General features: G+C 61.6%; 12 protein-coding genes. 7 read left to right on the top strand and 5 right to left on the bottom strand.

Features of this window, described 5'->3' with window-relative positions:
* Positions 1 to 86 precede the first annotated feature (86 nt).
* The 7 genes from pip to J5M57_RS21935 all read left to right on the top strand — a co-directional run bounded on the left by pip (position 87) and on the right by J5M57_RS21935 (position 9,049).
* Positions 87 to 1,058, top strand: a complete 972-nt coding sequence (gene pip, locus J5M57_RS21965) for a prolyl aminopeptidase (RefSeq protein WP_083367262.1) — start codon at positions 87 to 89, stop codon at positions 1,056 to 1,058.
* Complete coding sequence (gene dtd, locus J5M57_RS21960) at positions 1,055 to 1,492, top strand: D-aminoacyl-tRNA deacylase (protein ID WP_064585572.1); 438 nt, start codon at positions 1,055 to 1,057, stop codon at positions 1,490 to 1,492. Before pip ends, dtd begins: the two co-directional genes overlap by 4 nt.
* A 306-nt stretch (positions 1,493 to 1,798) precedes the next feature.
* On the top strand, positions 1,799 to 3,583 hold the full coding sequence (locus J5M57_RS21955) for a glucan biosynthesis protein G (protein WP_243435219.1): 1,785 nt from the start codon (positions 1,799 to 1,801) through the stop codon (positions 3,581 to 3,583).
* A complete protein-coding gene (gene mdoH, locus J5M57_RS21950) occupies positions 3,576 to 6,146 on the top strand; it encodes a glucans biosynthesis glucosyltransferase MdoH (RefSeq protein ID WP_169842612.1) in 2,571 nt (856 codons plus the stop codon). The genes J5M57_RS21955 and mdoH overlap by 8 nt, the downstream gene beginning before the upstream one ends.
* A gap of 236 nt (positions 6,147 to 6,382) precedes the next feature.
* Complete coding sequence (locus J5M57_RS21945) at positions 6,383 to 7,180, top strand: transporter substrate-binding domain-containing protein (RefSeq protein WP_207849188.1); 798 nt, start codon at positions 6,383 to 6,385, stop codon at positions 7,178 to 7,180.
* Positions 7,181 to 7,362: 182 nt separating this feature from the next.
* Positions 7,363 to 8,322: an amino acid ABC transporter permease gene (locus J5M57_RS21940; protein WP_064585575.1), complete on the top strand. Its 960-nt coding sequence runs from the start codon at positions 7,363 to 7,365 to the stop codon at positions 8,320 to 8,322.
* Positions 8,315 to 9,049, top strand: coding sequence for an amino acid ABC transporter ATP-binding protein (locus tag J5M57_RS21935; RefSeq protein ID WP_207849187.1), 735 nt, complete (start codon positions 8,315 to 8,317; stop codon positions 9,047 to 9,049). Before J5M57_RS21940 ends, J5M57_RS21935 begins: the two co-directional genes overlap by 8 nt.
* Positions 9,050 to 9,207: 158 nt before the next feature.
* Here the strand turns inward: J5M57_RS21935 and J5M57_RS21930 are convergent, their stop codons facing one another.
* From J5M57_RS21930 to J5M57_RS21910, 5 genes are all read right to left on the bottom strand, one after another.
* Positions 9,208 to 11,124 carry a methyl-accepting chemotaxis protein gene (locus J5M57_RS21930; protein ID WP_207849186.1) on the bottom strand — a complete coding sequence of 639 codons (1,917 nt, stop codon included), beginning with the start codon at positions 11,122 to 11,124 and terminating at the stop codon, positions 9,208 to 9,210.
* A 239-nt stretch (positions 11,125 to 11,363) separates the two neighbouring features.
* Positions 11,364 to 12,071: a 16S rRNA (uracil(1498)-N(3))-methyltransferase gene (locus J5M57_RS21925; RefSeq protein ID WP_207849185.1), complete on the bottom strand. Its 708-nt coding sequence runs from the start codon at positions 12,069 to 12,071 to the stop codon at positions 11,364 to 11,366.
* The gene (gene tatC / locus J5M57_RS21920; RefSeq protein ID WP_083367258.1) at positions 12,068 to 12,859 is read right to left on the bottom strand and encodes a twin-arginine translocase subunit TatC; all 792 of its coding nucleotides are present in this window, start codon (positions 12,857 to 12,859) and stop codon (positions 12,068 to 12,070) included. Before tatC ends, J5M57_RS21925 begins: the two co-directional genes overlap by 4 nt.
* Positions 12,856 to 13,308, bottom strand: a complete 453-nt coding sequence (gene tatB, locus J5M57_RS21915) for a Sec-independent protein translocase protein TatB (protein WP_169842609.1) — start codon at positions 13,306 to 13,308, stop codon at positions 12,856 to 12,858. Before tatB ends, tatC begins: the two co-directional genes overlap by 4 nt.
* A 9-nt stretch (positions 13,309 to 13,317) precedes the next feature.
* Complete coding sequence (locus J5M57_RS21910) at positions 13,318 to 13,599, bottom strand: twin-arginine translocase TatA/TatE family subunit (protein ID WP_003220847.1); 282 nt, start codon at positions 13,597 to 13,599, stop codon at positions 13,318 to 13,320.
* Positions 13,600 to 13,616: the final 17 nt, after the last annotated feature.

Below are 13,616 nucleotides of genomic sequence, written 5' to 3'. Positions count from 1 at the left end.
ATTGACGTAAATCGGGTTTATGATGCCGGACGGCAGAATAATAGAAGTCCCCCCAGGGATGACCTCGACCCCTTACGGAGCGCGCAATGCAGACATTGTTTCCGCAGATCAAACCCTACGCCCGGCACGATCTGGCTGTCGATGACACCCACACGCTGTACGTCGACGAAAGCGGTTCGCCGGAAGGCTTGCCGGTGGTGTTCATCCACGGTGGTCCTGGCGCCGGTTGCGACGCGCAGAGCCGTCGCTACTTCGATCCGAACCTGTATCGCATTGTCACCTTCGACCAGCGCGGCTGCGGCCGTTCCACACCGCACGCCAGCCTGGAAAACAACACCACCTGGGATCTGGTCGCCGACCTCGAGCGTATCCGCAAGCACCTGGGCATCGACAAATGGGTGCTGTTCGGTGGCTCCTGGGGCTCGACCCTGGCGCTGGCCTATGCGCAAACCCATCCGGAGCGTGTTCACGGGCTGATCCTGCGCGGGATCTTTCTCTGCCGTCCGCAGGAAATCGAGTGGTTCTATCAGGCCGGTGCCAGCCGTCTGTTCCCCGACTACTGGCAGGACTACATCGCGCCGATCCCGCTGGATGAGCGCGACGATCTGCTCAGCGCCTTCCACAAGCGCCTGATCGGTAACGATCAGATCGCCCAGATGCACGCGGCCAAGGCGTGGTCGACATGGGAAGGGCGCACCGCGACCCTGCGGCCGAACCCGCTGGTGGTCGATCGTTTCTCCGAGCCGCAGCGCGCACTGTCGATCGCGCGGATCGAATGCCACTACTTCACCAACAACGCGTTCCTGGAACCGAATCAATTGATCCGCGACATGGGCAAGATCGCGCACCTGCCGGGGGTGATCATTCATGGTCGCTACGACGTGATCTGCCCGCTGGACAACGCCTGGGAATTGCATCAGGCCTGGCCGAACAGCGAGCTGCAGGTGATTCGCGACGCCGGCCACGCCGCTTCCGAGCCGGGTATCACCGACGCGCTGGTGCGCGCCGCGAGCAACATGGCGCGCCGCCTGCTCGACCTGCCGCCTGAAGAAGCATGAAGGGGCTTCTACAGCGCGTGCGCGGTGCACGAGTCGAAGTCGCGGGAGAAGTCGTGGGTGCGGTAGATCAAGGTTTGCTGGTGCTGGTGGCGGTCGAACCCGACGACACGCGTACCAGCGCCGACAAACTTCTGCATAAGCTGCTTAACTATCGGGTATTCAGTGACGCCGAGGGCAAGATGAATCTGTCCCTGGCGGATGTGGGCGGCGGGTTGCTGCTGGTCTCTCAGTTCACCCTCGCTGCCGACACCAAGAGCGGGTTGCGCCCAAGCTTTTCCACCGCGGCGCCACCGGCCCTTGGCGAGGAATTGTTCGACTATCTATTAAGCAAAGCGAAACAGATGCATGGCACTGTGGCATCAGGTAGATTCGGCGCGGATATGCAGGTGCACCTGGTCAACGATGGCCCGGTTACCTTTTTGTTACAGACCTGAAAGCGTCTGAAACACCTTTTTAGGAAATTTCGACTGTTTTTAGGCTGTTTTCGCGATAAATACTTTGTTACCCCTGATGCGTTGTCACGCGGGCTACTAGATAATCGCGCGCTATGGGGATCAGCGTTCGTTGGTCCATTATTGACTTAGGTAGAGACTTGTCTGGATCCGATTGGGGAATCATTTTGCCCCAGCGGAGTCGGAACAATGCTCGCCAACCTGGCATATAGATAGCTGGCCGTTGGTTTTTTGATCTGTTTTCGGCGAGGGTTGCTCGTGATTGTTAGTCCCTGTAATGCAGCAAAAATGTCTGCCAAACGCATGCGAAGTGCCCTGGTAGCGGGTTCGGCGCTCCTGTGCCTGCTCAGCGCCGGTCAGCTTTGGGCGTTCAATCTTGACGATGTATCCGCCAAGGCTAAAGAGCTGGCCGGGCAGAAGTTCGAAGCCCCGCGCAGCAACCTGCCGAACGAATTCCGCGACATGAAGTTCGCGGATTATCAGAAAATCCGCTTCCTCACCGAAAAGGCTGAGTGGGCTGATCAGAAGACCCCGTTCAAACTGTCCTTCTATCACCAGGGTATGCACTTCGATACACCAGTGAAAATCAACGAAATCACGGCGAACACCGTCGAAGAGATCAAATACGATCCGACCCGCTTCGATTTCGGCGACCTCAAGTTCGATCCGAAGGCCACTGAGCAACTGGGCTATGCCGGTTTCCGTGTGCTGTACCCGATCAACAAGGCCGACAAGCAAGACGAAATCATGACCATGCTCGGCGCGAGCTACTTCCGCGTCGTCGGCAAGGGCCACACCTACGGCCTGTCGGCCCGTGGTCTGGCGATCGATACCGCGCTGCCGTCGGGCGAGGAATTCCCGCGTTTCCGCGAATTCTGGATTCAACAGCCGAAGCCGGGCGACAAGCACCTGGTGATCTTCGCCCTGCTCGATTCGCCACGTGCCACCGGCGCCTACCGTCTGATCCTGCGTCCGGGCAGCGATACCATTGTCGACGTCAAGGCGCAGATGTTCCTGCGTGACAAGGTCGGCAAACTGGGCATCGCGCCGTTGACCAGCATGTTCCTGTTCGGCGCCAACCAGCCGTCGAAAGTCCTCAACTACCGTCGCGAACTGCACGACTCCAGCGGTCTGTCGATCCATGCCGGCAACGGCGAGTGGATCTGGCGTCCACTGAACAACCCGAAACACCTGGCCGTGAGCAACTTCAGCGTCGAGAACCCGCGTGGTTTTGGTCTGCTGCAGCGTGGCCGTGACTTCAGCCACTACGAAGACCTCGACGATCGCTACGACAAGCGCCCAAGCGCCTGGATCGAGCCGAAGGGCGAGTGGGGCAAGGGCACCGTTGATCTGGTAGAGATTCCGACCGCTGACGAAACCAACGACAACATCGTTGCGTTCTGGAGCCCGGAAACCATGCCGGAGCCGGGCAAGCCTCTGGACTTCGCCTACCGCCTGCACTGGACCATGGACGAAGCGGCGATTCACGCCCCGGACAGCGCCTGGGTCAAGCAGACCCTGCGTTCGACCGGTGACGTCAAACAGTCGAACCTGATCCGTCAGCCGGACGGCAGCGTTGCTTACCTGGTCGACTTCGAAGGTCCATCGCTGGCCGCTCTGGCCCCGGATGCCGACGTGCGCAGTCAGGTCAGCGTTGGCGATAACGCCGAACTGGTCGAGAACAGCGTGCGCTACAACCCGGAAACCAAAGGCTGGCGCCTGACCCTGCGGATGAAGATCAAGGATGCGAGCAAGTCGACCGAGATGCGTGCTGCGCTGGTTCAGCCGGTAGTCACTGCTGATCTGGCCAAGTCTTCGGTACCGGCGTCGAATTCGTCGGTGGCCAAGGCTGACAAGGTCGCCGCCAAGCAACAAGAGAAGGAAGAGAAGGAAGCCAAGGCCGCCGAAGCCAAACAGGCCGACGCCAAGCCAGCAGCCGATGCCAAGGACAAGGCCAACAAAGACGCCAAGCAGCCATCGGCTGCGAACGCGGCCCCAGCCACACCGGAATCGGCACCGACTGAAGAAGTCCTGACCGAGACCTGGAGCTATCAGTTGCCTGCCGATGAGTAACTCTCAAGTACAGCCAGAGACTCTGTCCGAGTATCTGGCGCATCTGCCGATGACCGACGAGCAGCGCGCGGAACTCGCGGGCTGCCAGTCCTTCAGCGAACTGCACCAGCGCCTGTCGTCGCCGACGTTCGACGCCCCTGCCGAAGCCGCCCAGGCGTCGGTGGGCAAGCGCCTGACCCTGAGCACCGCCGAGGAGCTGGAAGACGCGGAAATGCTGGTGCTCGACGCCAGCGGCCGGGTCGCCATGAAGGCGACGCCGCCAATCCGTCGGACCAAAGTCGTGCCGGAACCGTGGCGCACTAACATTCTGGTGCGTGGCTGGCGCCGCCTGACCGGGCGTACCAACCCCCCACAACCGCCGAAGGACGAGAACGTGTTGCCGGCCGCGCGCTGGCGCACCGTCGGTTCGATCCGCCGCTACATCCTGTTGCTGCTGATGCTCGGCCAGACCATCGTCGCCGGCTGGTACATGAAAGGCATCATGCCGTACCAGGGCTGGTCGTTCGTCGACCTGGACGAAGTGCTGCATCAACCGCTGCTGCAAACCGCCACGCAAGTGCTGCCGTATGCGCTGCAAACCAGCATCCTGATTCTGTTCGGGATTCTGTTTTGCTGGGTCTCGGCCGGTTTCTGGACGGCGCTGATGGGCTTCCTCGAGTTGCTCACCGGTCACGATAAATACCGTATTTCCGGCAAAAGCGCGGGCAACGAGCCGATTCCGAAAGACGCGCGCACCGCACTGGTGATGCCGATCTGCAACGAAGACGTGCCTCGGGTATTCGCCGGTCTGCGCGCCACGTTCGAGTCGGTTGCGGCGACCGGGGATCTGGATCGCTTCGACTTCTTCGTCCTCAGCGACAGTAACGACACCGATATCTGTGTCGCCGAGCAACAGGCCTGGCTGGACGTCTGCCGCGAAGCCAAGGGCTTCGGCAAGATCTTCTATCGCCGCCGTCGCCGTCGTGTGAAACGCAAGAGTGGCAACCTCGACGACTTCTGCCGTCGCTGGGGCGGTGACTACAAGTACATGGTCGTGCTCGATGCCGACTCGGTGATGAGCGGCGAGTGCCTGACCAGTCTGGTACGCCTGATGGAAGCCACGCCGGACGCCGGGATCATCCAGACCGCGCCGCGTGCGTCGGGCATGGACACCCTGTATGCGCGCATGCAGCAGTTCGCCACCCGCGTGTACGGTCCGCTGTTCACCGCCGGTCTGCACTTCTGGCAGCTGGGTGAATCCCACTACTGGGGTCACAACGCGATCATCCGCATGAAGCCGTTCATCGACCACTGCGCCCTGGCGCCGTTGCCGGGCAAGGGCGCGTTCTCCGGAGCGATCCTGTCTCACGACTTCGTTGAAGCCGCGCTGATGCGCCGTGCCGGTTGGGGCGTGTGGATTGCCTACGACCTGCCGGGCAGCTACGAAGAACTGCCGCCGAACCTGCTCGACGAACTCAAGCGTGACCGTCGCTGGTGCCACGGCAACCTGATGAACTTCCGCCTGTTCCTGGTCAAAGGCATGCACCCGGTGCACCGCGCGGTGTTCCTCACCGGCGTGATGTCGTACCTGTCGGCGCCGTTGTGGTTCTTCTTCCTGGTGCTGTCGACCGCGCTGCTGGCGGTGAACACGCTGATGGAGCCGCAGTACTTCCTCGAACCGCGTCAGCTTTATCCGCTGTGGCCACAATGGCACCCGGACAAAGCCATTGCGCTGTTCTCGACGACTATCGTGCTGCTGTTCCTGCCGAAACTGCTGAGCATCATCCTGATCTGGGCCAAGGGCGCGAAAGAGTTCGGCGGCAAGTTCAAGGTGACCCTGTCGATGCTGCTGGAGATGCTGTTCTCCATGTTGCTGGCGCCGGTGCGGATGATTTTCCACACCCGTTTCGTCCTCGCCGCGTTCCTCGGCTGGGCCGCGACCTGGAACTCGCCGCAGCGTGACGACGACTCCACGCCATGGAGCGAGGCGGTCAAGCGCCACGGTCCACAGACCCTGCTGGGCTTCTTCTGGGCGCTGCTGGTGATCTGGCTGAACCCGAGCTTCCTGTGGTGGCTGGTGCCGATTGTCGGTTCGCTGATGCTGTCGATCCCGGTGTCGGTGATTTCCAGCCGTGTCGGGCTGGGCCTGAAGTCCCGTGACGAGAGCCTGTTCCTCATCCCTGAGGAATACAATCCGCCACAGGCGCTGCTGGCGACCGACCAGTACACCCACGAGAACCGTTGGCACGCGCTGAACGACGGCTTCGTCCGCGCCGTGGTCGATCCGCAGCAGAACGCCCTGGCGTGCTCGCTGGCGACGGCCCGTCACGGTCAGGCCGAGCCGATCGAGTGGCTGCGTCAGGAGCGTGTACGTCACGCCCTGAAGGCGGGTCCGGCAGCGCTGAGCAACCATGATCGCCTGCAACTGTTGAGCGATCCGGTAGCGCTGGCACGTCTGCACGAGTTGGTCTGGTCTGAAGGCCACGCCGAGTGGCTGGATGCCTGGCGGGCTTCGGTGAAAGCCGATCCGCATGCACCGCTGTTGCCGTTGCGACCGCTGAGCATGCAGGCTCAACCGGCCTGATAAAAAGATCGCAGCCTCCGGCAGCTCCTACAGGGTTATGTGAACACCTGTAGGAGCTGCCGGAGGCTGCGATCTTTTGTTTTTTAATCCCTCCCCGTAACAACAATTCCCGGCAAAAAACCTTGTGCAAACGGACGAGTGCGTTAGCATCCGTCCCCGAATTGGCGCACCCGGGCATTTTTGCCCATCACGGCTGGTTTTCGCGCCGCAATTGCAATGGTTTTGGGGACTTGAAGATGAAGAAGTATCTGTCGATGCTGCTGGTCGGCGTCACGGCACTGGTTGCAGTCAATGCGGCGCACGCCGGTGCAATCGATGACGCGGTCAAGCGCGGCACGTTGAAAGTCGGGATGGATCCGACCTACATGCCGTTCGAAATGACCAACAAGCGCGGCGAGATCATCGGCTTCGAAGTCGACCTCCTCAAAGCCATGTCCAAGGCCATGGGCGTCAAGCTGGAGCTGGTTTCCACCGGTTACGACGGGATCATCCCGGCCCTGATGACCGACAAGTTCGACATGATCGGCAGCGGCATGACCCTGACCCAGGAGCGCAACCTGCGCCTGAACTTCAGCGAACCGTTCATCGTCGTCGGCCAGACCCTGCTGATCCGCAAGGAACTGGAAGGCACCATCAAGTCCTATAAAGACCTGAACACCGCCGACTACCGCATCACCTCCAAGCTCGGCACCACCGGTGAGATGGTCGCCAAGAAGCTGATCGCCAAAGCCAAGTACCACGGCTACGACAACGAGCAGGAAGCCGTGCTCGACGTGGTCAACGGCAAGGCCGACGCTTTCATCTACGACGCGCCGTACAACGTGGTGGCGGTGAACAAGGTCGGTGCCGGCAAGCTGGTGTTCCTCGACAAGCCGTTCACCTACGAGCCGCTGGCCTTCGGCCTGAAGAAGGGGGACTACGACAGCCTCAACTTCATCAACAACTTCCTGCACCAGATCCACGAAGACGGCACCTACGATCGCATCCATGACAAGTGGTTCAAGAGCACCGAGTGGCTCAAGGACATGGAATAACGCCGTTCGTTGTGGCAAGGGAGCTTGCTCCCGCTCGGCTGCGAAGCAGTCGTAAACCGGTTGACTCGTTCTACCCGACGTTGCGCTGTGGCTGATTTCAGGGCTGCTCCGCACCCCAGCGGGAGCAAGCTCCCTCGCCACAGAGGGAGCGAGCATCCTGATCGATATGGATTTGCTCTTAGATGAAACAGAAAAAAGCCCAATGGCCCTGGCACGTCCTGACCGTGCTGGTGCTGATCGGCCTGGCGGGCGCGTTGTATTACGCCACGTCGCTGATGTCCTACGAATGGCGCTGGAACCGCGTGCCGCAATACTTCGCCTATCAAGCCGAAGAATCCCAGCGCGCCACCGACATTTCCACGGTCACCGAACTGGTGCGCAAGGGCGGCAGCGCGCAGGTCACCCTGCGCAACGACGCCGGTGACGAGCAGCACCTGACCGTCGACGAGAACAGCCTGCAATTCGCTCAGGGCGACGATGTGGCTGAAGGCGACGTAGTGGGCGTGACCCGGCATTGGGCGGCAGGGCCGCTGTTGTGGGGGCTGTGGACCACGTTGTGGTTGTCGGTGGTGTCCGGTGTGCTCGGTCTGTTAATCGGTCTGGTCACCGGACTGTGCCGGCTGTCGAACAACCCGACCCTGCGCGACCTGTCGAGCATCTACGTCGAACTGGTGCGCGGCACGCCGCTGCTGGTGCAGATTTTCATTTTCTACTTCTTCATCGGCACGGTGATGAACCTGTCCCGCGAGTTCGCCGGGATCGCCGCGCTGTCGCTGTTCACTGGCGCCTATGTGGCGGAAATCATTCGGTCCGGCGTGCAGTCGATTGCCCGTGGGCAGAACGAAGCGGCGCGCTCGCTCGGCCTGAGCGCCGGCCAGTCGATGCGCCACGTGGTGCTGCCGCAAGCGTTCAAGCGCGTGCTGCCGCCGTTGGCCGGGCAGTTCATCAGTCTGGTCAAGGACACCTCGCTGGTGTCGGTGATTGCGATTACCGAGCTGCTGAAAAGCGGTCGTGAAGTCATCACCACCTCGTTCTCGCCGTTCGAAATCCTGTTCTGCGTTGCCGGCCTGTACCTGTTGATCAACCTGCCGCTGTCGAAAATCGCCAGCCGGCTTGAGCGGAGGCTCGCGCAAAGTGATTGAAGTCCGCGATCTGGTTAAAGTCTTCGACACCCGTGGCCAGGTAGTACGGGCTGTGGATAACGTCACCACTTCCGTCGCCAAGGGCGAAGTGCTGGTGGTCATTGGCCCGTCGGGTTCCGGTAAATCGACCTTCCTGCGCTGCCTCAATGGTCTGGAGGAATTCGACTCGGGCTCGGTGAGCATCGACGGTCTGCAACTGGCCTACCCGAAAACCGACGTCAACGCCTACCGCCGCGAAGTCGGCATGGTGTTCCAGCACTTCAACCTGTTCCCGCACATGACCGTGCTGGAAAACCTCTGTCTGGCGCAGAAAGTCGTGCGCAAACGCGGGCAGAAGGAAAGCGAGGCCAAGGCCTTGGCGTTGCTGGAGAAAGTTGGTATTGCGCAGAAGGCCCGGGAATATCCGTCACGCCTGTCCGGCGGTCAGCAACAGCGCGTGGCGATTGCCCGGGCGCTGGCAATGGACCCGAAAGTGATGCTGTTCGACGAGCCGACTTCGGCCCTCGACCCGGAAATGGTCGGTGAGGTGCTGGACGTGATGAAGAACCTGGCCGTGGAAGGCATGACCATGGTCTGCGTGACCCACGAGATGGGCTTCGCCCGGGAAGTGGCGGATCGGGTGTTGTTCTTCGATCACGGTAAATTGCTGGAAGATGCGTCGCCGGCGGAGTTCTTTGATGCACCGAAGGATCCGCGGGCTCAGGCTTTCCTGCGTCAGGTTCTGTAATCCCATGTGGCGAGGGAGCTTGCTCCCGCTGGGCTGCGAAGCAGCCCCCGAACCATTCAATCGAATTGCGTCAGACGGACTCCGATTGCCTGGATTTAGGAAGGCTTCGCCGCCGAGCGGGAGCAAGCTCCCTCGCCACAGTAGTTTTTCAATGCTGCTTAGACCTTGAAGCGTCCCACCAGCATCTGCAGATGCGTGCCCAGCCGCGCTAGCTCAACACTCGACGCTGACGTTTCTTCACTCGCCGCCGACGTCTGATCCGACACATCGCGCACGTTCAACACGCTACGGTTAATCTCTTCCGCCACCGCGCTCTGCTGCTCGGCAGCCGCCGCAATCTGCTGGTTCATCGCCTGAATCGCCGACACGGTGCGGGTGATGCTTTCCAGTGAGCCACCGGCACGGCGGGTCAGTTCCACACTGCTGTCGGTCAAGCTGCGGCTGTTATCCATGATCGTCGCCACTTGCTGGGTGCCGTTCTGCAGGCCGACGATCAGCTCTTCGATCTCTTCGGTGGACTTCTGCGTGCGCTGGGCGAGGCTGCGGACTTCGTCGGCGACCACCGCGAAACCACGGCCGGCTTCACCGGCACGGGCCGCTTCGATGGCGGCGTTGAGGGCCAGCAGGTTGGTTTGCTGGGCCACCGACTTGATCACGTCGAGCACGCTGCCGATCTTGTCGCTTTCGCGCTTGAGCTCGCCCATGGCTTCGGTGGAGTGGCCGACTTCGACCGCCAGACGCTCGATCTGCGCGATCGCTTCACCGACCACCTTGTCGCCCTCGCGGGCCTGTTGATCGGCAGCCACGGCGGCTTCGGAAGCCTCTTCGGCGTTGCGCGCCACTTCCTGCACGGTGGCGGCCATTTCGTTCATGGCGGTGGCGACTTGATCGGTCTCGATCTTTTGGTTGTTGACCCCGGCGCTGGTCTGCTCGGTGACCGCCGACAGCTCTTCGGCGGCGCTGGCGATCTGCGTCACGCCGTCGCTGATGCCGCCGATCAGGTCGCGCAGGCCTTGAGTCATGCTCTGCATCGAGCGCTGCAACTGGCCGAGTTCGTCGCGGCGTTGCGAGACCAGATTGTGGGTCAGGTCGCCGGCAGCCACGCGTTCGGCGACTTTCAGGGTCTGGTTCAGCGGAATGATGATCTGCCGGGTGATCGCCCAGGCGGCCAGCAAGCCGAAGGCCACGGCCAGCAGGGTGGCGATGATCAGCATGTTCTTGGCATGCGCGGCATCGGTGTCGCGCACCACGGTCTGCGATTCGGTGAGCTGCTTGCTGACGTCGAGCAGGATGTCGCCCTGGGTCGACATGCGGGCCAGGGCTTTTCCACTGGCGACCTGCGAGTCGCGGAACTGGCTGACCGCCGCGCGATAAGCCTTGAGCGAATCGGTGGCCTGTTGCAGGTTGGCGATGTGTTGCTCAGGCAGTTTGGCCGGCAGGGTTTCGAGGTTCTTCAGGGCATTGTCGATGGCGTCGAGCGCTGGCTGCTCGGCTTCAGTCTTGCCGCTGTAGGTGTAGCCACGCACCTGGAAGCGCGCTTGCTGGATCAGTTTGCTGAGGTCGATCACCGCGTTGAACTGCGCCACGCTGTCGCTCTGGAGCATGGATTTCTCCACCTCGGCGACTTTGGCCACGGCGTTGTCGGCGGTGGCGCCGAGTTTGCTGCGGGCGTCTTCGCGATTGGCCCCGGCCTGCACCATGTCGGCGAAGGCGCGCTTGTATTCGGCGACGGCGGCCAACTGTTGCTCGACCCTGGCGGCGTCGGCTGGTTGTTCGATCAGGCCGCGCGCGGTTTGCAGGCCGCTGTCGAGTTTGCTCAGCAGCTCGTTGACCGCGCCCGGGCCTTGTTCGCCGCGACGCATTTCATAGTCCAGGCGTGCCAGGCGCAGGTCCTTGGTCAGCTCGTTGAGGCTGGAGATGAAACCCAGCTTGTCGCCACGGCTGATGATGCCGCCCATGCCGGTCCACCCGGTGAAGGTGATCAGCAGGGTGAGCAACAGCACCAGGCCGAAACCGATTCCCAGCTTGCGTTTGACGCTGACGTTTCCAAGATTCTCGGCTAACCAATGGTACATGCGACGACTCCCCTCGGACCACTCACTAATTGGACTTATGGGGACTGTATCGGCGGGCTCATGGCAATCTGTAACCCGATTTGTCTGGAACGCAGCGACATTGGCGAGGGAGCTTGCTCCCGCCCGGCGGCGCAGCCGTCGCACAACTGGCAAACACATTTTCATCTGAAGGAAGAGCAATGGTCGCTTCGCGCCCAAGCGGGAGCAAGCTCCCTCGCCACAGTGGTGCGTGTGTACTTTTAGAACAGTCGGGCGAGGAGGGCTGTGACGGCGGTTTCGACGCGCAGGATGCGTTCGCCCAGTTGCACCGGTTGCAGGCCGGATTTGCCCAGCAGGTCGATTTCGTAGGGGATCCAGCCGCCTTCAGGGCCGATCGCCAGCGTCACCGGTTCGCTCAGCGCGCGCGGGCACGGCGGGTAGTTGCCGGGATGGCCGACCAGGCCGAGGGTGCCTTCGGTGATCGCTGGCAGGCGGTCTTCGACGAACGGCTTGAAGCGCTTCTCGATGATGATTTCCGGCAGTACGGTATCGCGAGCCTGTTCGAGGCCGAGGATCAGATTCTCGCGAATCGCTTCCGGCTCCAGAAACGGCGTCTGCCAAAAGCTCTTCTCGACTCGGTAGCTGTTGACCAGAATCACCTTCGACACGCCCATGGTCGCCACGGTCTGGAACACCCGCCGCAGCATCTTCGGGCGCAGCAGGGCCAGCACCAGGGTCAGCGGCAGCTTGGCCGGTGGTGACTGATCGAGGCTGACGCGCAGTTCCGCTTCCCCGGCCTCAAGGCGCAGCAGTTCGGCCGAGCCCATCAAGCCATTGATGCGCCCGACCCGCAGGCTGTCACCGACTTCCGAGCGATGCACTTCCTGCATGTGGGTCAGGCGCCGATCACGCAGCACGACGCGGTCGGCCGCGATGAAGTCGGCCTCTTCGAGCAACAGCAGGTTCATGCCTGGGTCGCTGGCGGCTGGTCGTTGTGATCGTCGGCCGGCGTCTCGTCCGGACGTTCGCGCTTGCTGATCAAACCACCGAACAGAATGCCGATTTCAAACAGCATCCACATCGGCACGGCCAGCAGGGTCTGCGAGAAGATGTCCGGCGGGGTCAGGATCATGCCGACCACGAAGCAGCCGATGATCACGTACGGGCGGATCTTCTTCAGGTATTTGACGTCGACCACGCCGATCCACACCAGCAGCACCACGGCCACCGGGATCTCGAACGCGACGCCGAAGGCGAAGAACAGCGTCATCACGAAATCGAGGTAGCTGGCGATGTCGGTCATCATTTCCACCCCGGCCGGGGTGGCAGCGGCGAAGAATTTGAAGATCAGCGGGAACACGAAGTAGTAGGCGAATGCCATGCCGGTGTAGAACAGCAGGATGCTGGAAACCAGCAACGGCACCGCAATGCGCTTTTCATGTTTGTACAGGCCCGGTGCGATGAAGCCCCAGATCTGATGCAGGATCACCGGGATCGCGAGAAACAGCGAGACCATCATCGTCAGCTTCAGCGGCGTCAGGAACGGCGACGAAACGTCGGTGGCAATCATCGTCGCACCGACCGGCAGGTACTGGCGCAGCGGCGTCGAGACGAAGGTGTAGATCTGCTGGGTGAAGGCAAACAACCCGGCGAAGATGATGAAGATCGCCGCCACACAACGCAGCAGACGGGTGCGCAACTCGGTGAGGTGCGAAACCAGCGGCATGTGCTGGTCGTTTTCGGGGAGATCGCTCATGGGGCTCGCGGCGGCAAAGTGGTGTCGTGAGGCGCAGGTGTGATCGGCGCGGCGGTTGGGGCTACGTGTTCAACCGAGGTTTCTGCTGCAGCGGGCACCGCTTCTGCCTGTGTGGCCACGGGTGCAGGTGTCACCGGAGCGACTGCGGCAGGGGAGTGAATCGTCTGCTCGCCCACATGCTCAACCGGCGTTGGCTCTTGCTGAACCGGATTGAAGATCTTCCGCGCCTCTTGTTCCAGCGACAGAATGTGCTCGTTGTGCAGTTGCCGACGGATTTCGTCGGCACCGATTTCACGTTCAACTTCCTGTTTGATCGCGTTGAAGCTGCGCTTCAGCCGACCGACCCACAGGCCGGCGGTGCGCGCAGCGCCCGGCAGACGCTCGGGGCCCAGCACCAGCAGGGCAACGAGGCCGACGAGCAGCAGTTCAGAGAAGCTGATACCAAACATTAGTCAGTCTCACACGTCTTTGCGGATCGGCTCTTCGACTTTTTGCGCCTGCACGTCGATGGTGTGCGGCGGGTTGGCCTGAGCGGTGGCTTGCGGCTGCACCGGCGGTACCGGCTGCGCAGGCGTTACCGTCGGATCAGCGGCCGGTTTTTCGTCGTCGTTCATGGCTTTGCGGAAGCCCTTGATCGACTCACCGACATCGGTGCCGAGGTTTTTCAGTTTCTTGGTGCCGAACACCAGCACCACGACAACCAGAATGACGATCCAGTGTTTCCAGTCAAAAATGCCCATGTTGCTGTTCCTCTCTA

This window comes from Pseudomonas sp. 86_A, from assembly GCF_017491705.1.
Lineage (GTDB): Bacteria > Pseudomonadota > Gammaproteobacteria > Pseudomonadales > Pseudomonadaceae > Aquipseudomonas > Aquipseudomonas koreensis.
This window is presented reverse-complemented; position numbering and strand designations above follow the sequence as displayed.

Bases quoted from the DNA above. Each gene is read 5' to 3' on its own strand.
- pip (WP_083367262.1), top strand. From the start codon at position 87: ATGCAGACATTGTTTCCGCAGATCAAACCCTACGCCCGGCACGATCTG.
- dtd (WP_064585572.1), top strand. From the start codon at position 1,055: ATGAAGGGGCTTCTACAGCGCGTGCGCGGTGCACGAGTCGAAGTCGCG.
- J5M57_RS21955 (WP_243435219.1), top strand. From the start codon at position 1,799: ATGTCTGCCAAACGCATGCGAAGTGCCCTGGTAGCGGGTTCGGCGCTC.
- mdoH (WP_169842612.1), top strand. From the start codon at position 3,576: ATGAGTAACTCTCAAGTACAGCCAGAGACTCTGTCCGAGTATCTGGCG.
- J5M57_RS21945 (WP_207849188.1), top strand. From the start codon at position 6,383: ATGAAGAAGTATCTGTCGATGCTGCTGGTCGGCGTCACGGCACTGGTT.
- J5M57_RS21940 (WP_064585575.1), top strand. From the start codon at position 7,363: ATGAAACAGAAAAAAGCCCAATGGCCCTGGCACGTCCTGACCGTGCTG.
- J5M57_RS21930 (WP_207849186.1), bottom strand. From the start codon at position 11,124: ATGTACCATTGGTTAGCCGAGAATCTTGGAAACGTCAGCGTCAAACGC.
- J5M57_RS21925 (WP_207849185.1), bottom strand. From the start codon at position 12,071: ATGAACCTGCTGTTGCTCGAAGAGGCCGACTTCATCGCGGCCGACCGC.
- tatC (WP_083367258.1), bottom strand. From the start codon at position 12,859: ATGAGCGATCTCCCCGAAAACGACCAGCACATGCCGCTGGTTTCGCAC.
- tatB (WP_169842609.1), bottom strand. From the start codon at position 13,308: ATGTTTGGTATCAGCTTCTCTGAACTGCTGCTCGTCGGCCTCGTTGCC.
- J5M57_RS21910 (WP_003220847.1), bottom strand. From the start codon at position 13,599: ATGGGCATTTTTGACTGGAAACACTGGATCGTCATTCTGGTTGTCGTG.